This window comes from Nitrospira sp. M1, assembly GCF_965152605.1.
Genome location: NZ_OZ224217.1, coordinates 1,507,156 through 1,528,552 on the forward strand (window position 1 = coordinate 1,507,156; position 21,397 = coordinate 1,528,552).

The following is a 21,397-nucleotide window of genomic DNA, read 5'->3' on the forward strand; positions in this document are numbered from 1 at the left end:
TCATGATTGAGTAATCGGTTTGGTGTCTGTGTGTTGCAAGTGCTTCGGTGTTCGTGTTGTGATCGTCGTTATGTGGAGGCGTCTTATGAAAAGCGTCGGAGTCATGGTGCTCGTTTTAGGCTTATGGTCATGGGCATATTGTGGGAATGTGGAACTGGAAGAGCTCTCAACAGCTCCACGTACCATTTTCCATAACCCGAAGCCACGAATTCTTGATGGATTCGGCATGTCTGCGGTTCAGCAGGGTAGTGATGTTCTCGTCGGATCACCCCATGCTCTGCATGCAGGACGCGACACGGGTCTTGCGTATCTTTTTGACCGACAGGGACACGTCCTGCATACATTTACCATTCCTACTGTGATACGAGGAGCGTTGTTTGGTCAATCTGTGGCTCTTACGAAACAGCATGTCATCATTGGTGCGCCCCATGCGCGCGATGCTGTGAAAACGCAAACTGGAGTGGTGTACTTCTTTGATCGGAAGACAAAAACATTCCGGCTTACGTTAGAGAATCCGCAACCGGCCAGTGGCGTGTTTGGTCATGCGGTAGCTGTTGGGGACAAGCGAATAGTGGTGGGGGATCCACAGGCGAGTACTTCCTCATCGTTTCATACTGGAGCGGCCTATGTGTTTGATGAAACAACGGGTGTTCTGCAACAGACCTTTCATCCGGTAGCTGATCAGGTGACGCATGAGACCCAGTTTGGACATGCGGTGGCGATGGTTGGCGAGTCTATATTCGTTGCTGCGCCATTTGGACCTGCCGTCAATCATGATGCAGGAATTGTGTACCTCTATCATGCCAAAACAGGCAATCTTGTGCGTACCTTTGAACCTCCGAATCCGTCTGACTCGTCTCTGTTTGGATGGGCTTTGGCCGCAAATTCCCAAGTGGTATTGATTGGAGCTCTTGGGTTTCATGATCGGTATCGCGAAGAAGGCGTGGCGTATCTGTTTGATGTTGAATCTGGGAAATTGTTGCGTCGATTCCACAATCCCAGTCCTACTGAACGTGCGCATTTTGGGAAAGCAGTGGCTGTCTTGAATGATCGTGTCGTCGTCGCTGCTCCCGGTGACCGAATACAAGAATTTGGAAAAGTTGAAGGTGGCCTGGTGTCGATTTTTGACCTGACGACTGGAAGGCTTGTCCAGACACTTCGAGATCCTCTTCCGGCGGCTGGAGCGAGTGATATGTTCGGTGAGACACTCTTTGCGCATGGACGCAAGCTTGTCGTGGGGGCACCGTTCGGAGGAGCAAGCCTAGAACTCGATGCCGGTATTCTGTATCAATTCGACATGCACTCCTCTCCCCCTACTCCCCGCTGAGATATCATCAGCTCTTTTTCCATTCATTGCATAGTTCAATGCACCTGTCATGAGTCGCAACGGCGTGTCAAAAAACGCCATAGCTCATGCACCCATGTTCTTTTATGGGTGGGTTCAATTCGTGGCAACACTGTGTGCAACGCCTTGAAAGTCAGGGGGAATAGTCTGGGTTGCGTTACTGACGGCTTTCTCGTTGATTCGGCACATCCTTTGCTCAAGTCATCAGGTAAATGGAGTCTTTACGAATTTATCTTTCATTTGTGAGGTGTGTCATGAAGCGGCTGTTATCGCTAGGTATGCAAGAGGGTGATATGACGACAGAAGAGTGGTGGGCGTCGCGACATCGCACGCAACGCGGGAGTGTCTTTATTCGGTCTGGCAAACCTTCAAAAATTCAAAATGCTGGTCTCATGCAATGTGCGCAATGCGGGAGTGAAGTGAAAATTTTAGTGTCGCCAAGACGAAATCCTCATTCAAGTAAACTCGGACGGGCGGTGAGCATGAAGGACCATGACTTATGTCGCCGATGTTGGAGACGTTTGTTACAGAAAGAGCCACGCGGGGTTGTGATTGACCTTGAACTTGCGCGTCGTGCGAAGTCTCAGAACTCTACTCATCAGACAACGTCCAAAGACTCCAAAGGATTTCCCCCACGGGCTTCGTGACGCCCAAACTCTTCCCGGTTCATTAGCCGTAGTTGGTAAGATGTCTGCCCTATGCGAGTATGCAGACTCTCTCTGACTTTGTCCCTGCCCGTGTTTTCGTGGAATGGGTACGACCGTTGTTACCTTCTTTCTTTCCTCCTTTTCCCCAAACTTGAGCCTCACTGAGTCGTGACTGTGTCACGATGTATCTAGTTTATTTGTGTTATTCCTTTTCTCTCTTCCTTTATGTTAGTTTCCGAAATCTATTCCAGCCTGAAGTTATATTAATTGTATTGTTTCTTGAGGAAACCATTGAAGAGGAATCTCTATGGCATCTCGATGCGTATTTTTCGCAATTATTTTGCTGTCTCTCATTATGCAATTCGGTGTTTCCAGTGTGTCGTGGTCGCATGATCACGATGATTATGCCGCTGCAGAACGGGCGCGTCAGCGTAACGAACCTGTTTTTGTCGCGCCTTTATCCCGCCAACGTGTCGGCGCGTTCTCGGAAAATGGCAAGTCAGAGGGCATCCAGGCCCTCGCCACCAGCGGGCCGTTGAATCAGGTAGGTCAATGGGGGCCTATTGTCCCCTGGGCCTTTGCCTTTGCGTCTGCAGCGAATCTGCCTGATGGTCGTATTATTGCCTGGGGCGCGAATAATCGTTTCAGCTTTACCGGAGGGTCGTCCACCTTTTCTGCTATTTGGGATCCGGGTACTGGACAATTCCAGCAAAGTAACCATGCGAGTCACCCATTATTTTGCGGGATTCCGACCATGCTGGAAGATGGTCGCGTGTTCGTGAACGGTGGCGATGCCAATTCGGATAGAGTCAGTACGTTTAACTATCGAACCGGACAGTGGACGCGTGTCGAAAATATGAGCACGGGCCGTTGGTACCCTGGCAGTCTAGCTCTCCCAGACGGAGGGGTCATGACGTTGCTTGGTCGGCCGGGAGGCCCATACCCGGAATTATGGAGAGAAGGGCAGGGCTGGTCTCTGCAAACGGGAGCGAATCTTAACAGCGGGGTCCTGAATTTTGGTGGGTATCAAAGTACGTGGTTGCCGTATATTCACTTGATGCCGAGTGGTGACGTGTTTCACACAGGTCCCACAACCCAAATGAATATTATCGATCCCAACGGGAATGGTGCAATTGCCTCTGCGGGTCTCGGTAATGACTGGTATCCCAAGTACAGCACGAATGTCATGTATGATGAAGGCAAGCTGCTCGTAGCTGGAGGCGCCGTCGATAATTCCAGTTCCTCCCCAGGAACAAATCAAGCGATGATTATCGATCTTAATGGCCCGACCCCTGAGAAGACCACTATCGCACCGATGGCGTATGCTCGAAAATTTAATAATGGCGTCGTACTGCCCACAGGAGAAGTTTTGGTGATAGGCGGGAATACCTCTGGGATTGAATTTAGCGACCAGGGGACCATTCTGGCTCCGGAAATTTGGAACCCCGATACGCAAGTCTGGCGGGAAGTGGCTGATATGTCCGTGCCGAGAAATTATCATTCAGTGGCATTGTTGATGACCGATGGGCGTGTGTGGTCGGGAGGGGGAGGGCTCTGTAATTGTTCTGCTGATCATCCGGATCATCAGGTGTATTCGCCACCGTATCTCTTTAATGCGGACGGTTCATTGGCGACCAGACCAGTTATTACTGCGGCACCGACTACTGTTGGGCATGGAGATGTGATTGCTGTGCATGCTTCTTCGAATGTTGAATATTTCACGGTTGTAAAAATGTCAGGCATTACTCACAACCTGAATTCCGATCTCCGTTTTCTTAAAGTTCCGTTTTCTTCAACGGGGACAGGGGAATATGAACTGACTATGCACGCCAATACAAATATTCTCACGCCTGGTTTTTGGATGCTATTTGCGGTGAATAGCCAGGGTGTGCCTTCTGTGGCAAAAGTCATGCAAGTGCTCCGAACGCCTCCTAGACAAGGGGCCTATCGATACGTTCGCTTTGTGGCCGATTCTGAGATCAACGGTAAACCCTGGACGAATATGGCCGAGCTGAATGTGTTGGATAGCAATGGAAATCGCTTAAGCCAAACAGAGTGGTCTGTCATGTCGTTTGATAGTGAAGAGACGGTAGGAGAAGACGGGCGTGCCGCGAATGCCATTGATGGAAATCCCACGACTTTCTGGCATACAGAATGGGCAGCCCAGGCCGGCGATGACAACGACCCTGCGCATCCTCATGAAATGGTTATTGATTTAGGTGCAGGGTACAGTCTTGGCGGGTTTGCCTATTTACCCCGTCCAGGAGGAGGAAACGGAACGGTCGCGGCCTATCGATTGTATATCAGCACTGATGGAGTGAACTGGGGGTCAGCGGTGGCCCAAGGCACCTTTGCGAACAATGCCGACGAAAAAACGGTTCTCTTTAATCCACCAACAGGCAATCAAGCACCAGTGGTGACGAATCCTGGCGAGCAGACTCATACCGAGGGGGGCACGGTGACACTTCCGATCAGCGCGAGCGATCCTGATGGGGACACGTTGAGCTACGGTGTGAGTGGATTACCGAGTGGCTTGAGTATCAATAGTAGCACCGGGGTGATTTCAGGAACCGTAGCCAGTGGTAGTGCGGGGCCCTTCTCAGTTACCGTGGACGTGAGTGATGGGACAAGTAGTGCAGGTGTGACCTTTACGTGGACGATTCGTACTCCTTCAGCGAATGTCCATCGATACGTTCGGTTTGTGGCCGATTCGGAGGTCAACGGCAAACCCTGGACGAGTATGGCCGAGCTGAATGTGTTGGATAGCAATGGAAATCGCTTAAGCCAAACAGAGTGGTCTGTCATCTCGTTTGATAGTGAAGAGACGGTTCAAGATGGGCGCGTGGTGAATGCTATCGATGGCAGTCCTACGACCATCTGGCATACGGAATGGGCTGCTCAGGCCGGAGATGACAATGATCCTGCCCATCCCCATGAAATGGTTATTGATTTAGGTGCAGGGTACGGTCTTGGCGGGTTTGCCTATTTACCCCGTCCAGGAGGAGGAAACGGAACGGTCGCGGCCTATCGATTGTATATCAGCACTGATGGAGTGAACTGGGGGTCAGCGGTGGCCCAAGGCACCTTTGCGAACAATGCCGACGAAAAAACGGTTCTCTTTAATCCACCAACAGGCAATCACGCACCAGTGGTGACGAATCCTGGCGAGCAGATGACGAATGAAGGTGAGCAGGTCACATTAGCTCTGATGGCTACGGATGCGGATGGCGATACGCTGACTTATAGTGTGACAGGCATCCCTTTAGGATTGAGTATTGATCCTCTGACGGGGGTGATTTCTGGAACAATAGGGACTGGAAGCACTGGCGCATATTCAGCCATTGTCACGGTGGCAGATGGCACCGATTCTGCGAATGTGACGTTTAGCTGGATAATAACAGTAGTCGCCAATCACAGTCCGGTGCTGACGAATCCGGGGCCACAATCTCACATGGCTGGTGATCGTGTTAGTCTTTCGGTAGCTGCCAGTGATGGAGATGGTGACACCCTGACGTTTCGTGCCGTCGGACTTCCGACAGGGTTGAGCATTGATAGCATGACTGGCATTATTTCCGGGGTGGTCACAAGTGTTGGGACAACTATGGCAACGCTCGAAGTTTTTGATGGTCAAGGAGGACAAGATGCGGTTTCCTTTGACTGGACGATCGCGCCTCCTCCATCAATCATCATTAACCCAATGCCTACGACTCCATATCCTATCGGTCAGTCTCTCACGTATTCAGCGACGGTGGGTGGTGGAACAGGAATTTTCCAGTACAAATGGCTGTTCGGGGACAACACGCCAGAAACGGCATACAGTTCCTCGGCGACGATTGCTCATACTTTTCAAAATCCGGGCCGTTACATCGTTACACTGACAGTGAAAGATAGTAGTGCCCAGGAAGTGTCTCGACAGTTTTACCAGGCCATTCATCGTCCGTTGACCGAAAGTCATCCAAATAGTTCAATGAGCATACGGTATGAAGTGCGCGGTGGAAACGATCGAGTGTGGAATGTCAATCCGGATAACGATACCGTCAGTGTGTATGATACGGTGACCCAGAGCAAGATTGCAGAAATCGCTGTTGGTGATGAACCGCGAAGCTTAGCGTTAGCTCCAAATGGACAGATATGGGTTGCCAACCATTCGTCAGCGACAGTGAGTATTATCGATTCCGGTTCTTTTGATGTGGTTCAGACGATTGACTTACCTGCAGGTTCACGGCCCTTTGGGATCGTGTTTGACCCAGCGGGAAATCATGCATACGTCGTGCTTCAAGCAACTGGCATCGTGCTTCGGCTGAGTCCGAGTACTGGAGACCAATCAGGGAGTGTGAATGTCGGATCGCATCCACGACATCTCGCCGTCAATGCGGATGGCAGTAAGCTCTATGTTTCACGCTTCATTACGCCAATGTTACCAGAAGAAGAAACGGCTCACCCTCAAATTGCTGGTGCTGGAGGTGAGGTGATCGTGGTCAACGCTGCGACTCTGAGTGTGAACGGCACAAGCACTCTGGCCGTCAATAATGGCACTGATTTCGAAGCTGGAGCGCGTGGCGTGCCGAATTACCTGGCAGCACCTGTTATTGCTCCTGACGGCAGTATGGCGTGGGTTCCTTCCAAACAAGATAATATTCTGCGTGGTGTCTTACGGGATGGCAATGATTTAAATTTCGAGCATACTGTGCGTGCCATCTCCTCGCGTCTTGATCTGTCGACTGATCGTGAGGACTTTTCCGCACGTCTCGATCATGACAATGCAGGGGTAGGAAGTGCCGGAGCATTCGATGCGTATGGAAATTATTATTTCGTCGCATTGGAAACCAGCCGGGAAATTGCCGTGATCGATGCGTATCAACGATCGGAACTCTTTCGGTTTGACGTGGGGCGTGCGCCCCAAGGTCTTGTGATCGCTCCGGACGGCCTCACGTTATACGTTCATAACTTTATGGACCGTAGTGTTGGGGTATTTGATCTTTCTCCGCTAATCAATGTTGGGTCTTTAACGGTGCATCCCATCGCGACGTATACAACTGTTAGCAACGAAACACTGTCGAATCAGGTCTTATCAGGCAAACAGTTCTTCTATGACGCCCGTGACCCTCGCCTTGCGCGAGATCGATACATGAGTTGTGCTTCCTGTCATAACAATGGAGGCCATGATGGTCGTGTCTGGGACCTGACTGGAGCCGGTGAAGGATTGCGGAATACAATTAGCTTGAATGGTCGAGGTGGGTCAGAACATGGCCGACTTCATTGGACGGGTAATTTTGATGAAGTCCAGGATTTCGAGGGACAAATTCGGAGTCTTGCAGGCGGCACAGGATTGATGAATGATACGAATTTCAACGCGACGAGCGATCCGTTAGGAGCACCAAAAACCGGGTTGAGTGGCGCCTTGGATGCGTTGGCCGCTTATGTGGAATCGTTGACGAAATTTAGTCGTAGCCCACACCGTGCGAGCAATGGCGAATTGACTCCAGTGGCAGTTGCTGGTCGAACGGTTTTTGAATCAAATAATTGCGCGAGTTGTCACGGAGGGCAAGGATTTACGGATAGTTCTTCGAACAGACTTCATAACGTTGGCACGATCAAAACGGCCAGCGGTCAGCGTTTAGGCGGACCGTTAACTGGCTTAGACTCACCAACGCTCCGAGGGGTATGGAGTACGGCTCCGTATCTGCATGATGGATCTGCCGCAACGTTAACCGAGGCTGTCACGGCACATGCGGGCGTCTCTTTGACTGCGTCCCAGCTCGATGGGGTGGTTGCGTTTCTCAAACAGATAGACGATCACGAATCAGCGCCAGTGGTTGTCAATTCACCACCGGTTCTCACGAATCCTGGGTTGCAAACGAATGTTGTCGGCGAGACAGTGAGTCTGACGATACAGGCTACGGATGTAGATGGTGACGTGTTGACGTATCGTGCGACAGGATTACCCGCAGGTCTGACGGTTCAATCCGATACCGGTGAGATCACTGGAATGCTGGCTGTCGGGGCGGTTGGATCACATACGGTTGTAGTCTCAGCCGATGACGGCCTTATCACGGAAGCCGAGAGTTTTACCTGGAGCGTGAATGCTCCATCAATTGAGTGGCGTTATGATTTTGAAACGACGCAGGGGTGGATCAACAATCCATCGGGGACGGACACGGCCACGACGGGCCAGTGGGAACGGGCTGATCCGCAAGGGACTTCCCATAACGAGACCGTGTTGCAATTGGGGCATGCCACGAGTGGACTATTCGCCTTGGTGACGGAAGGAGCGGCTGGTCAAAGCGTTGGGACGCACGACATTGATAATGGGTTCACGTCCATCCAGTCTCCGCCAATGACCGTGCCGGCTGGGGCGAAGGTGACTTTGAGTTTTGCTTATTACCTCGCGCATCTCAATAATGCGACGAATGTGGATTATCTCCGGGTCCAGGTTGTAGGGGCGACGACGGTCACCGTCTTTCAAGAATTGGGTGATGGCGCCAATGATTCCGGAAATTGGAACACTTTCACGACGGATATCTCCAGTTTTGCGGGTCAGACGATTACGGTGCTGATCATAGCGGCCGACGCAGGGAGCGGCAGTTTGATCGAGGCGGCGGTCGATGACGTCGAAATTCGAGCGGTTCCGACTGGAAATTAAATTGTTACAGGCATCTCTAGAACAGAGATGCCTGATGACGTTCATGGCGACTATCAAGCTCTAGCTAAGCAAGAGGGATGGGTTTACGAGAGCCTGGCACAGACGGATTTGACCTCGGTGTACAAGTCTAATGCGGCATGTCCCATTTCTCGGCCCCACCCTGATTGTTTATAGCCTCCGAAGGGAAGAGCGGCGTCGAAAATATTATAGCAATTAATCCATACGGTTCCGGCTCGCATGGCGGCGGCAATTCGATGGGCTTTGCCGATATCTTTTGTCCATACGGCAGAGGCCAACCCATAAATACTGTCATTGGCGGCTGGAATGACTTCTTCGACATCGTGAAACGGAATCGCGCAGACCACGGGGCCGAAAATTTCTTCTCTGATGACCTTCATGTCGGGTTTTGTGTTGACTAAGACTGTTGGTTCCACAAAATAACCCTGTTCGCCAACTTTCCTTCCACCGACGACGGCTTCGGCGCCTTCGGACAGGCCTGCTTCTAAATACCCGAGTACCCGTTGCTGTTGTTCATCGGAAACGAGCGGTCCCATATCGGTGCTCGGGTCAAGGCCTGAACCTATTTTAATATTCTTGGCTTGCTCGGCCACGCCTTCGACGACTTCATCAAAAATCCCCTTTTCCACAAATAAACGCGAACCGGCGCAGCAACATTGTCCATGGTTGAAGAATATACCGCTTGCCACGCCTGGAATTCCAATGTCGAGATCTGCGTCTTTACAGACGATGTTGGGCGATTTGCCACCAAGCTCAAGCGACACTTTTTTTAAGTCATGTGAGGCGGCATTGAGAATCAACTTGCCGACTTCGGTCGAACCGGTAAAGGCCACTTTGTCAACTTGAGGATGGGCGGCGAGTGCGCCTCCGGCAGTTTCTCCATATCCTGTGACGATATTGACGACGCCATCGGGAAAGCCGGCTTCGCAAATCAATTCTCCGAGACGGATAGCCGACAGCGGAGTTTGTTCCGCAGGTTTGAGGACAATGGTGCAGCCAGCCGCAAGTGCTGGGCCAAGTTTCCATGCCGCCATCAGCAAGGGGAAATTCCAGGGGATGATTTGGCCCACGACGCCAACGGGTTCACGCAATGTATACGCATGGTATTGTGCTCCAGGCGTGAAGGGAACCGAGATGGGAATGGTGTTGCCTTCCAGTTTGGTTGTCCAGCCAGCCATGTATCGGAATAAGTCAATGGCTAATGGCACATCGGCTACGCGCGCGACAGTCAGTGGTTTGCCGTTATCCAATGTTTCGAGTTGAGCGAATTCTTCGAGATGGGCTTCCATGAGGTCCGCTAGCTTCCAAATTAATTTACCACGCTCTGATGTAGTTATTTGCCGCCATGGTCCTTGATCGAAGGCGGTGCGAGCAGCATGCACGGCTCGATCGATATCGTGTGTTTCTCCTTCTGCCACATGGGCAAGGACTTCCCCTGTTGCCGGGTTAAAGGTGGGGAAGGTTTTTCCTGAGGCGGACTCTACCCATTGTCCATTGATCAACAATTTACATGGGAGCGCGACAAAATCTTTTACACGATCATCAATGCGTAATTCTGGTGTGGCAATACTCATGATATAGCCTCCTGATTGGGAATGATGGCTGGAAATGGCATGAAGGACAACGTGAGACTCCTCTTGCATGACAGATGTTCCTGGAAATCGCATGGTCGCATGTTGAGGACTTGAGATATTATGACTTGTAATCTCTGGTGACTTCAAGAGCTGAGTGTGCGGCAGAATTGCGTTGTCCTAAGAAAAGAACTCATACGAAGCATGAATAGATAATTGACGGGACACGGGATTGGTATCGCAGCATGGGTGTGCTGATCGTGCGGTCTTCGTTTTCATGATGCTTTCGCTGTGAATCGTGAGGAAGCCCACCGTTCACGCAGACGTTCTTCCCACACATACAGCGTAGGTAGCACCAGGAGTGTTAACGCGGTTGAGGTGACAAGGCCTCCGATGACTACCGTTGCCAAAGGTTGTTGGACTTCTGCTCCGGCTGAAGAGGACAGGGCCATTGGGACAAAACCCAGGCTTGCAACCAGGGCGGTCATGAGAACCGGTCGTACGCGTATGAGAGCGCCTGTGTAGGCTGCATCTTCTGCCGATAGTCCTTGTTTTCGTAGGTCTAAGACATAGGACATCAGGACGACTCCGTTGAGAACGGCTACGCCGAACAACGCGATAAACCCAATGCCTGCGGATATCGAAAATGGCATGCCGCGCAAGAACAAGGCAAGGATGCCGCCGGTCGCCGCCAAAGGAATATTCAAGTAGATAAGCATAGCCGGCCTGACTGAATTGAACATCGTATAGAGCAACACAAAAATCAAAAACAGGGCTAAGGGCACGACAATCGCCAACCGCATCGAGGCCCGCTGCAATTGCTCAAATTGGCCGCCCCATTCAATCGAGTATCCTTCTGGAAGCTTGACCTGTTGCTCGACGGCCTGTTGCGCATCGGCCACAAAGCCGGCCAGATCCCGACCCCGGACGTTCGTCTCCACTGCTAATCGCCGCTGAATATTCTCTCGGCTGATTTGTGCGAGGCCTGTCTCAACTCGAATGTCGGCAAGTTGAGAGATGGGAATCAAACGGTTCCGTGGATCGGAAACCCGAATATCTTTAATCCGGTCGAAGTTTTTCCTATCCTCTGGTCTAAAACGGACTTGAATGAAAAACCGGTGATTACCTTTCACGACTTGTCCTACGGTGCGACCACCGATGGCTCTGATGGTATCAAGAACCTGTGACGTGTTAATCCCATAACGCGCAATCGCATCTCGATCAATGACCACACGAAGATATGGAAGTCCAGCCACTTGTTCCGCTTTGGTGCCGGCGGCTCCCGGTACCCTCGTAACTACTTGTACGACTTGGTTCCCGAGTCTCTTAAGCTGATCCATGTCTTCGCCAAAAATGTTAATGGCAATCTCGGATCGGACGCCGGCAATCAGTTCCTGGACCCGCAGGGCAATGGGTTGGGAATAGCTGAACTTGGTTCCGGGGACCGCTTTTTTCAAGGCAGCGTCGAAAGCTTGAATGAGTCCGTCTTTGGTTTCCGCCGTTCTCCATTCATCATCGGGTTTCAATAAAACATAAATATCACTGATCTCCACACCCATGGGATCCGTGGCGATTTCCGGACGGCCTGTCCGGGAAATCACCGAGGTCACTTCCGGAAATGTTTTCAGCACCTGTTCAATCCTGGTCGTGTTCCTCACGGACTCTTCAAGTGACACACTAGGCAACCGCCAGGCCTGCAGGGCAATGGAGCCTTCATCCAGCTTGGGAATAAATTCCGCACCCATGAACGATGCCACTCCCAGGCTTCCCGCAAACAACACGGCAGCCACTCCACCTGTGATGGCAGGATGATGCATCGTGTGGGTTAACAGAGGGCGGTAGATTCGCTTAATGTGTCGGATTATCCAGGTTTCTTCTTCTTTTACTCCCTTCCGCAAAAAGAGACTGGCCAGAACGGGAGTCAGTGTAAAGGCGAGAACCAAGGAGGCCGCTAAGGCGAAGATGACGGTAACAGCCATGGGCGTGAACATTTTTCCTTCGATGCCCTGAAGTGTCAGAATGGGAAGGTACACGATGATAATGATGCCCACCGCAAAGAAGATGGGGCGTAACACTTCCCGTCCTGACTTTCGAATCACCTCGTGCATTTCTTCAGACGTCATGCGCCTGGATTTTTGAGTCTTTTCACGATGTTCGGCGAGATGCCGCACGATGTTTTCGATCATGACGACTGACCCATCGACAATCAGACCGAAGTCAATCGCGCCCAGGCTCATGAGATTACCGGAGATTCGTGCTGAGACCATGCCCGTAAAGGCGACAAGCATAGACAGTGGGATTGCGACCGCAACAATAAGACCGCCACGGATATTGCCCAGGAGGAGAAGCAAGACGGCAATGACCAGGATGGCGCCCTCCGTCAGGTTTGTCGCCACGGTGTGAATGGTCGTGTTCACCAAGTCGATTCGGTCATAATAGGGATCAATGGTGACCCCGTTCGGCAACGATGTTTGAATCTGTTTGAGTTTTTCTTTTACCCGATTCACCACGACTCGTCCGTTCTCCCCAATCAGCAGCATGACAATGCCGGTCACTGCTTCACCTTTGCCATCCCGCGTCACAGCCCCTTGGCGAACCATGGGTGCAAACTGAGCGTGGCCGAGATTGCGCATATAAATTGGGGTGCCGTCGTTCCGAGTCGCCACCACGATATTTTCAATATCCTGAAGAGTTTGGATAAGGCCCTCTCCTCGAATCAAATACTGCTCCTGCGCATGAACAATATAGGCCCCTCCGGCATTCGCATTGTTTTTCTTGAGGGCCTCAAAAACTTGTCCGATCGCGAGGTTGTATGACACCAGCTTCGACGCATCCAGCTGGAATTCATAGGTCTGTAACTCCCCGCCAAAGGTGTTCACTTCGATCACACCGGGAACCGAACGAAGCTTAAAGGCGATGTCCCAATCCAGAATCGTCCGCAGTTCCATGAGGGAGTAATCTTTCCCCTTGACCTCAAACTGGTAAATCTCTCCCAGGCCGGTGGAAATGGGCCCCATTTCCGGCGTTCCCAATCCTGGTGGAATGGCCTCGCGTGCCCGCGGTAATCGTTCCATCACCAAGCGCCGGCAGAAATAAATATCCATGCCTTCATCGAAATAAATGGTGATTGCAGACAGGCCGAAGCGCGAGACCGAACGAATCAGTTCAATCCCCGGCAGGCCGGACATCGCCGTTTCAACAGGAAAGGTAATGAATTGTTCCACTTCGACTGGCCCTAAGCCTGGAGCATTGGTCAGAATCTGGACTTGGTTGGGTGTCACATCTGGAACGGCATCAATTGGCAGGATGATCATCGAGTACACCCCTGACGCGATGATCAGCCCGGCAAAGACCAGAATGAGGAATCGATTATGTAAGGCAAATTCGAAGATTCGGTTCAGCATGACGCGTCCTTATTTCTGGAAAGGTTCTTGGCAACGCTCCTCTTAATGCCCATGCCCTCCGAGAGTTTCTTCCAGCAGGACGGACTTCAGGTAAAACGATCCTTTGGTGACCACACGTTCGCCCTCCTGTAAGCCAGTGAGTATTTCGACGTAAGGATCATCTTCCGACCCAAGGGTGACCATCTGTTTCTTATACGTCCCAGGCCTTTCCTCTACGAACGTCACAGGTTGTTCTTCGATGTGTTGAACGGCATCCAGAGGAACCCGCAGAACCTGTCTTCCTTGGGAGCCTGAATCGGCAATCGAAGATCTGGCAAACATTCCTGGACGCAAGCGTCCACTGGGATTGGGAATTTCCACCCGGGCTTCGACCGTCCGTGTGTCTGGATCCAAAATGTTACTCAGATAGACAACCGTGCCGCGAAAGGTCTTTTCCGGATACGCATCCACAGCAATTTGCACATCCGCTCCCACGCGGACATTGGCCAAATCCTTTTCAAAGATATCTAGGAGAATCCACACTGTGCTTAGGTCGGCAATCGTAAAGGGTTTATCGCCAGGAGTAATCAATTCGCCTGGAGTAATATGCCGTTCAATGATGGTTCCTTTCTGAGATGCCGTCAGGGAAAAGATCGACAGAGGATGATGCCCATCTTTATTTTTGATAATCGTTTGAATATCCTGGTGTGACAGTCCGACGAGTTCGAGAGCTTCAAAGGCTGCCTGATAAGAGGCCAAGCTTTGTTGATAGGCCCCCTTCGAATCAAGATAATCTTTTTCCGAGGAGATCTGTTGCTCGAAGAGCCGCTTTTCCCGCTTGTAGTTGGCTTGATTGACGAGAAGGGTGGTTCGGGCTTGTCGAAAAGCGGATTTTTGGGAACCCAGTTCAATGCTATCGAGTAGCGCAAGGGTATCGCCTGCCTTCACGAAATTCCCAAGTTCGGCGATGACTTTGATAGCTTTTCCTTCGATGCGGGGACTCACATGCGTGAGTTTGTAAGCATTCGGTTTGATATTGCCCGTGGCCTGGATCCCTTCTCTAACGACTCCTTGTTCAACGATGACCGTCTGGAAGGTTTGACCTTTCAAGGCTTCAGGGGCGAGGGTGATCTCGTCGAGGTGATTTTCTTCCTCGTGTTTATCGTGATCTCCTTGCAGGTCCTGCTTGCTATCCCTGTCAGATTCACTGCCCTGCTTGTGATCGGCTGATACTCCCTCCGGAGCCCGCTCAGTCGGATTTTCTTGACAGGCAATGCTCAGGAGCAGGCATAGTATTAGAACCGTGACCCTAATTGAATGTTTCATATCCATTCCTTTGTCTTACAGCGTGTCCCCAACAGCCTGCTCCAAATTGACCTCCGCCGTCCGAAACTCCCCTAAGGAATCCACATACGAAAGCTGAGCGGTGATGAGATCATCCTGCACCACAATCAGTTGCAGTAACCCAATCTTGCCCTCACGGTAGGCAATCTCGATAAAGCGGAAGTTTTGATCGATTCGTTCAAGCACTTCTGCTTCAAACACTTCTAGGGATTGGCGAGCTGCCTGGTAGCCTTGAAACGCGGTTTTTACTTCTTGCTCGATAGTCCTCGTGACGGACACAATCTGATGTCGGCCTTGATTAAGCTTTCCGCCCTGTGTCACCAACTCTCCTTGATTCCGGTCAAATATAGGAAAAGGAATGGTGATTCCTCCGCCCAAGAGTGTACTGGCTCCCTCAGGCCCTTCGGTTTCCGTTGAGTAAAATCCCTGAAAGGTGGGATTCGGTAGGATAAGTCGACGGGTGAGATCTATCGCCGCTTCGACACGGGAGACCTCCCTTTTGGCCATCAAGAGGTCAGGACGTTGTGCCTGTGCGAGTTGAAGTAGTTTGGGCAAAGAAACCACTTTAACGGAGTTTTTGAGTTGTCCCTTCAGCTCAATTGCGCGAATCGTCTTCCACCCTAACAATCTGCGGAGGGCCACCAAGCTATTTTGGAATGCGGCTTCGGCTACGAACGTCTCTTTCCGTGCTTGGCCATAACGGATCTCTGCTAAATTGTATTCCATGATCGGAATGACGCCGGCTTTAAATCGTGCTTGTGAGGCATCACGAATTCGTTGGTTCAAAGTCTCGATTTTCTTTCTGAGTTGTAAAACTTTTTTCAAGGCGAGGGTTTGAACAAAAACACGTTTTACTTGTCCGGTGATGAGTCGCTCACGATTTTTGACTTGGGCTTCGACCCGAAAGACATTTCGAATCGCTTCTTCTCTTCGGAGTCCACGTTGTCCAGCTATCTCTATCTCTTGTGACAACCCTACTTGCGAATCCGTGACATTGCCCGAACCTGGGTTCTTCCGATTCCAGATCTGGCCGTTGACCGTGGGATTAAACCGATTAAAAAGAAACGCATTCACTTTCCGACCGCGAGCGACTTCCAGTTCCTGGCGGGTCGCCAACAAATCCGGATTTGTCTCCAGAGCGATTTCCACAGCCTGGTCGATGCTCAAGGATTCCATCGCGTCGGCTGGATTACTTTGAGAGTTACTCATAAAGGTGAGAAGGACTAGGTATGCCAAAATTTTGTGTTGTATCATATCTGTCTCCAGTGACAGGAGCGTATTTCTAAAAAACCCTACGCAAAGCCTTTGGACAATGTCGACCATGTATTCTGGCGAGTGCGCCACATGATCGAAGATGCATTCCTGAATACATATTTGGAAAAAAACGAGAAATATTTCCCTCTGCTCAATCAATTGCGCAAAGTAGAAACGTTGTTGAGTCAGAAACTGAAAATGAATTAGACGAGAAGAATAGGAGGGCCGCGTGGCGAAAAAGACTTGGTAATGAAAGCCGAGAGTAGTGTTTCACGGAACGAGAAGCTCGTTCCGGGTATGGGTGTTAAGGTCGGTCTATCTTTTTCTGAAGCCACAACCCCATCAAATGCGGAAAATGAAGAACTTCCATTAAATATCGGATCTATTGAGGAATTAAAAACTGAAAATTCATAAGTGGAGTGCTCCATGCCATGCGGGAGATGTTGGGTGGAGTCAGGTAGGGGGGACTGTTCACCAGAAGAAAATGAATCGTGATGATGGTCATGATTTTCGTAGGCGCAAATTGGTGTACTGGATAACACCGTATGGTAGGTTCCGCCATGAACATGTCCGGGCATGCCATGAGCATGATCGGATTCGGGGTGAATGTGAATGAGGGGGAGCGCCATGAGCCAAAATATGAGCCAGGCTCGGAACACGATATGACGATTACGTTTCATCCCCATTGTTCTTGTTGTTATGTACATCACCACTACAATTTTTTATGAAATAGATCGGTTGAGGAAACTCTCTACTTGAGAGTAGCAAATTTTCGAGCAATGCGAAACTCTGATAACCCTATTTCTTGAGCTAAGTGCGAGACGTTACGTTACAGGACAATATGAATGAGAGCGAAAGGAAAAACTTCCAGAGGCGATCCGACCATTCATTGCATCAGGTTTGCATGACAGGCAACCTACCTTGTGGTCACATCACATCTGATATCTCCACTCCGGATATTCGAGCGAATACCGTGCGATAGCGCACTTTGTACAGATGGAAAGTTATGGGAACAGCTATAGCTGTGAGGCGCGGTATGCGATACGATAGCGTTCATGGATGAATGCTGCTCCGTCATCAAAGTTTCTGACCAGCAACGCCGTGTCTTTCGCATCGTGTTCTGGGTCAATATCATCATGTTTCTCCTGGAAGCCTCGGCGGGGATTGTGTCATATTCGACCGCTCTTCTTGCCGACTCTGTCGATATGTTGGGTGATGCCATTGTGTACGGGTTCAGCCTCTATGTCATCGGACGAGGGGGGAAGTGGCAAGCTCGCGCCGCTATCTTGAAGGGTATGATCATGGCCGTATTTGGTATTGGTGTTTTCGTGCAGGTCGTGATCAAGGTTCTGGAGGGATTAGTGCCTGTTGCCGAGGTCATGGGCGTGTTTGGAACACTTGCACTTCTCGCCAATGTTTTTTGTCTTCTGTTGCTTTGGCGACATCGGCATGACGACATTAATATGCGATCGTCTTGGGTGTGTTCGAGAAATGATGTAATTGGCAATGTTGGTGTGCTTTTTGCGGCTTTAGGTGTCAGTCTCACTGGCTCAGCATGGCCAGACATTGCGATTGGCTTGCTGGTTGCCTCGATATTTTGTCGATCGGCATTTCTGGTGCTCAAGGAGGCTAAGCAAGAATTTCGACTTTCACATTGACTTGCCCCATGCCTCTTGCCTTGAAAACTGTTTTCCTATTAAGCTATTCGATATGCGATTAACTCCAAAACTGTTCGTTCTCTTTCTCGTTACTCTTTTCCTTTCGTTCAGCTTTAACGCCTACGCCTGTTTGATCCCGATTTACAGTGGCATGAAGGTCAGTGATGGGAGTGATTGCTCTATGCCTGGAGAAGAGCCTGCCTCTCAATTCTGTAAAGCGTTTAAATCTCTCGCTGTCCAATCTGGTCCAGATCTTTCTTCTTCAGGACTTTCTCATTTTGTTCTTCCCTCGAGCATTGCTCCCACTTTTTTTGAACCAGTGACCATCAGTCCATTCCTCTCTGTACCTGAGCGAGGCGATCTCCTGACTTCAAGGGATTTCCTTGTCCAGATTTCCGTCTTTCGTATTTGATACCTTACCTGATTTTTTCATCCCAGTTACATTTCTAGATTAAGACATCACAAGCCATTTTTTCTGCTGTGTCAGAAAAGATTGACGAATTGAGATTTCCTGCTTTCGTTTTTGACGTCACGGCACAGGAATTCGGTTCGATTTGGAGAAACATATGAAACCAGTATCAAGATTATATGGGATTTTGGTTGTTCTCGGTACAGTTTGGGTTGGGATGCTTGGTTTTGCTATGGCTGACGAACCTGAAGGACCAATACCGATCTTGGAATTACAACCATTGATCCAGGAGGCTCTTCAGAACAATCCCGAGGTGGCTGCAGTTCGACAGCAGGTCTTGGCCATGAAGGAGCGCGTTCCCCAAGCGCGGGTGTTGGATGATCCAGAAGTGAAAATTCAGCTATGGAATACTCCAGAATCGTTGAATATCACCAAAACGGATACCACCATTTACGGATTAGCCCAGCGTTTTCCGGTACCAGGCCTGTTGTCTCAACAAGAAGACGTAGCCATTCATGAGGCGGCACAATCAGAACAACGATTGGCCGCTAAAGTTCTGGAAATCACTTCATCCGTTACGATGGCTTACTATGAGTTGTTTTATACCCATAAGGCGGTGGCCGTCCACCATGCACAAGTCAAGTTGTTGAGGGAATTTTTCAAAATTGCCAATGCCAAATTTAAAGTCGGGAAAGGTTCCCAAGTAGACGTTCTGAGAGCTCAAGTGGAACTCTCGAAACTCTTTCAACATTTGCCAATCTTAGAACAACATCGAGAGACAGCCCAGGCTCATGTGAATACCCTCCTCGATCGGGCTCCTCTGGCTGTTCTCGGCATTCCACGCACTCCGGACATTCAGCCCTTAACGTATTCTCTTGAAACCCTCATGGAGGAAGCCCTTCTGGTGCGTCCGGAAATTCAAGAAGCTGATTTAGCCGTGGATCAATTTCAATCGGCCACCCAATTGGCGAAGTTACGGTACTATCCCCACCTTCGAGTCGAACTGCAACGCTGGCAAAATTTCCAGGCCGATAATGGATTCGGAGGAAATGTCATGCTCAATATTCCATTTTCCTTCTGGACCAAATCCAAGTACGACGCGGGGGTTCGTGAGGCGACCGCACAGGTGGCCGCAGCCCGGGCCAGAAAAAAAACCCTTGAGAACCTCACGCAATTTCAGATTAAGGATTTAGTGGCGCAAATTCAGGCGACGCAGCAAGTTATCACGCTTTTCTCCACCACGGTGCTGCCACAAGCCAAGCAAGCGCTTCAGGCTGCCTATGCCGGCTACCGAACAGATCGATCGGATTTTTTTGACTTAATCGATGCCGAGCGAGCATTGCTGAGCTATCAACTTGAATATTTTCGGACACTCGCGAATCGGGAACAACAAATGGCGCAACTCGAGCAGGTGGTGGGTAAAGATCTTTAGCGAGAGGTAGAAGATGCGAAACAACACTTCACGACAACGCCACTGGCTGATAGTGGGAACCGTCATCGGGGCTTTAGTCATTGTCATCTTGGTGTTTCAAGAAACCATGTGGAATACCATCCAACCATTGATCGCAAAATTTACAGAACAAGACGGTCAAATAGTACGCTCCAGTGAGAACAAGGGAAACATGAACGGGCCTTCTTCCCCAGAAATGGGAACGAACCAAGCCTATGCCATGGTGACCCCGGCACGCCAACAGCTGATTGGCGTGAAAACAGCCGTGGTTGACAGGCAGGCGCTCCAGACCGTTGTCCGAGCGGTTGGGCGAGTGGATTATGACGAGCAGCGCATTACTCATGTCAATCTCCGGATGGCGGGATGGGTGGAGGATCTTTTTGTGGATTATACGGGGCAATTGGTTCGGAAAGGACAACCTTTATTTACGCTGTACAGTCAGGAGCTCGTGGCCACTCAAGAGGAATATCTCCTGGCATTACGCGCGAAAAAAGACATTCAACATAGCCCACTGTTGGAAGCTCGAGAACAGGGGGATCAATTAGTAGAGGCTGCTCGCGACCGGCTCCGGTTGTGGACGATTACCGATAAGCAAATTGAGGAATTGGCTCGCCGTGGCACACCCCAAACCTATGTCACCATTTACTCCCCGGCAACGGGATTCATTGTGGACAAGAAAGTGTTTAAGGGCATGTATGTCAAACCTGAACTGACCGTGTACTCCATTGCCGATCTATCGACCGTATGGGTGCTGGTGGACGTTTTTGAATATGAAGTGCCGTTTATTGAAGTAGGCCAATCGGGAACGCTGATCCTCGATGCCCATCCCGGAGAAACCTTTCATGGAAAAATTTCGTACATCTATCCCTATCTGAACCAGCAAGCTCGCACCGTAAAGGTTCGTCTCGTGTTTCAGAATCCCAATCTGCGACTGAAACCTGAGATGTATGGGACGGTCCGCATTCAGGTGACTCGTGGAAACGCCCTCACTGTGCCGGAGGAAGCTGTCCTGGACTCCGGAACGAGGAAAGTGGTGTTTGTGGCTCGAGGAGAAGGCATGTTTGAGCCACGCGAGGTGACGCTGGGACCGAAAGTCGGGGCATATTATGAAGTGGTTGAAGGCCTTCAAAAAGGTGAGCGAATTGTGACATCCGGCACATTTCTGCTCGATTCGGAAAGCAAGCTCGCGGCGAGTACGAATATGATGGGGGCACTAGGTATGGGCGGGGTCAAAATGGAGCGGGCCCAAATGGGGCAGATGGACATGGGCGGCATGAAAAGGGGTGAAATGGGGCAGGATAAGAATAGGTCACAAATGGAGACAACTGCCATAAAGAAAAAGACAGCCGGCGGACTCACGCTGGTCTTTTCCACGGATCCAACACCAGCACGCATGGGAGATAACCGAGTTCACGTCACAATAACCGACAACAATAACAAGCCGGTCTCCGACGCCAAAGTCCAATTAACCTATACCATGCCAATGCCAGGGATGATTCCCGCCACGGTTCCCATGGCAGGTGGAGAGCCAGGAAGGTATGAGGCGAAGGTGAATCTTGGAATGGCTGGACAATGGGATCTCACGATCGAGGCTCAACGTTCGGGGCAACCCGAGATCAAGGAACCCTTTTCTGTGATGGTAGGAGGAAAGATGTCTGGCATGTCGGGCATGTGA

The 21,397-nt window shown here is 50.5% G+C and carries 11 protein-coding genes; 6 read left to right on the plus strand and 5 right to left on the minus strand.

What is annotated here, in order from left to right; translation table 11 throughout:
• The first annotated feature begins 85 nt into the window (after positions 1–85).
• The 3 genes from ACWHX8_RS07170 to ACWHX8_RS07180 all read left to right on the plus strand — a co-directional run bounded on the left by ACWHX8_RS07170 (position 86) and on the right by ACWHX8_RS07180 (position 8,635).
• On the plus strand, positions 86–1,327 hold the full coding sequence (locus ACWHX8_RS07170) for a hypothetical protein (RefSeq protein WP_447971271.1): 1,242 nt from the start codon (positions 86–88) through the stop codon (positions 1,325–1,327).
• 272 nt (positions 1,328–1,599) lie between these two features.
• The gene (locus tag ACWHX8_RS07175; protein WP_447971272.1) at positions 1,600–1,992 is read left to right on the plus strand and encodes a hypothetical protein; all 393 of its coding nucleotides are present in this window, start codon (positions 1,600–1,602) and stop codon (positions 1,990–1,992) included.
• 307 nt (positions 1,993–2,299) lie between these two features.
• Entirely contained in the window at positions 2,300–8,635 is a 6,336-nt protein-coding gene (locus ACWHX8_RS07180) for a putative Ig domain-containing protein (protein ID WP_447971273.1), read from the plus strand.
• An 83-nt stretch (positions 8,636–8,718) separates the two neighbouring features.
• On the opposite strand, the gene ACWHX8_RS07185 is transcribed toward ACWHX8_RS07180, so the two are convergent.
• From ACWHX8_RS07185 to ACWHX8_RS07205, 5 genes are all read right to left on the minus strand, one after another.
• Entirely contained in the window at positions 8,719–10,227 is a 1,509-nt protein-coding gene (locus ACWHX8_RS07185; protein ID WP_447971274.1) for an aldehyde dehydrogenase family protein, read from the minus strand.
• 272 nt (positions 10,228–10,499) lie between these two features.
• Positions 10,500–13,628 carry an efflux RND transporter permease subunit gene (locus ACWHX8_RS07190; RefSeq protein ID WP_447971275.1) on the minus strand — a complete coding sequence of 1,043 codons (3,129 nt, stop codon included), beginning with the start codon at positions 13,626–13,628 and terminating at the stop codon, positions 10,500–10,502.
• A gap of 42 nt (positions 13,629–13,670) precedes the next feature.
• Positions 13,671–14,933: an efflux RND transporter periplasmic adaptor subunit gene (locus tag ACWHX8_RS07195; protein WP_447971276.1), complete on the minus strand. Its 1,263-nt coding sequence runs from the start codon at positions 14,931–14,933 to the stop codon at positions 13,671–13,673.
• Between the two features lie 15 nt (positions 14,934–14,948).
• Complete coding sequence (locus ACWHX8_RS07200; protein ID WP_447971277.1) at positions 14,949–16,205, minus strand: TolC family protein; 1,257 nt, start codon at positions 16,203–16,205, stop codon at positions 14,949–14,951.
• Positions 16,206–16,408: 203 nt separating this feature from the next.
• Entirely contained in the window at positions 16,409–16,885 is a 477-nt protein-coding gene (locus ACWHX8_RS07205; protein ID WP_447971278.1) for a hypothetical protein, read from the minus strand.
• A 375-nt stretch (positions 16,886–17,260) separates the two neighbouring features.
• Between ACWHX8_RS07205 and ACWHX8_RS07210 the strand changes: the two genes are divergently transcribed.
• The 3 genes from ACWHX8_RS07210 (at position 17,261) to ACWHX8_RS07220 (ending at position 21,397) form a co-directional block, all read left to right on the plus strand.
• Complete coding sequence (locus tag ACWHX8_RS07210) at positions 17,261–17,863, plus strand: cation transporter (protein ID WP_447971279.1); 603 nt, start codon at positions 17,261–17,263, stop codon at positions 17,861–17,863.
• A gap of 566 nt (positions 17,864–18,429) precedes the next feature.
• Positions 18,430–19,704 carry a TolC family protein gene (locus tag ACWHX8_RS07215; protein ID WP_447971280.1) on the plus strand — a complete coding sequence of 425 codons (1,275 nt, stop codon included), beginning with the start codon at positions 18,430–18,432 and terminating at the stop codon, positions 19,702–19,704.
• A 13-nt stretch (positions 19,705–19,717) separates the two neighbouring features.
• Positions 19,718–21,397, plus strand: coding sequence for a FixH family protein (locus ACWHX8_RS07220; protein ID WP_447971281.1), 1,680 nt, complete (start codon positions 19,718–19,720; stop codon positions 21,395–21,397).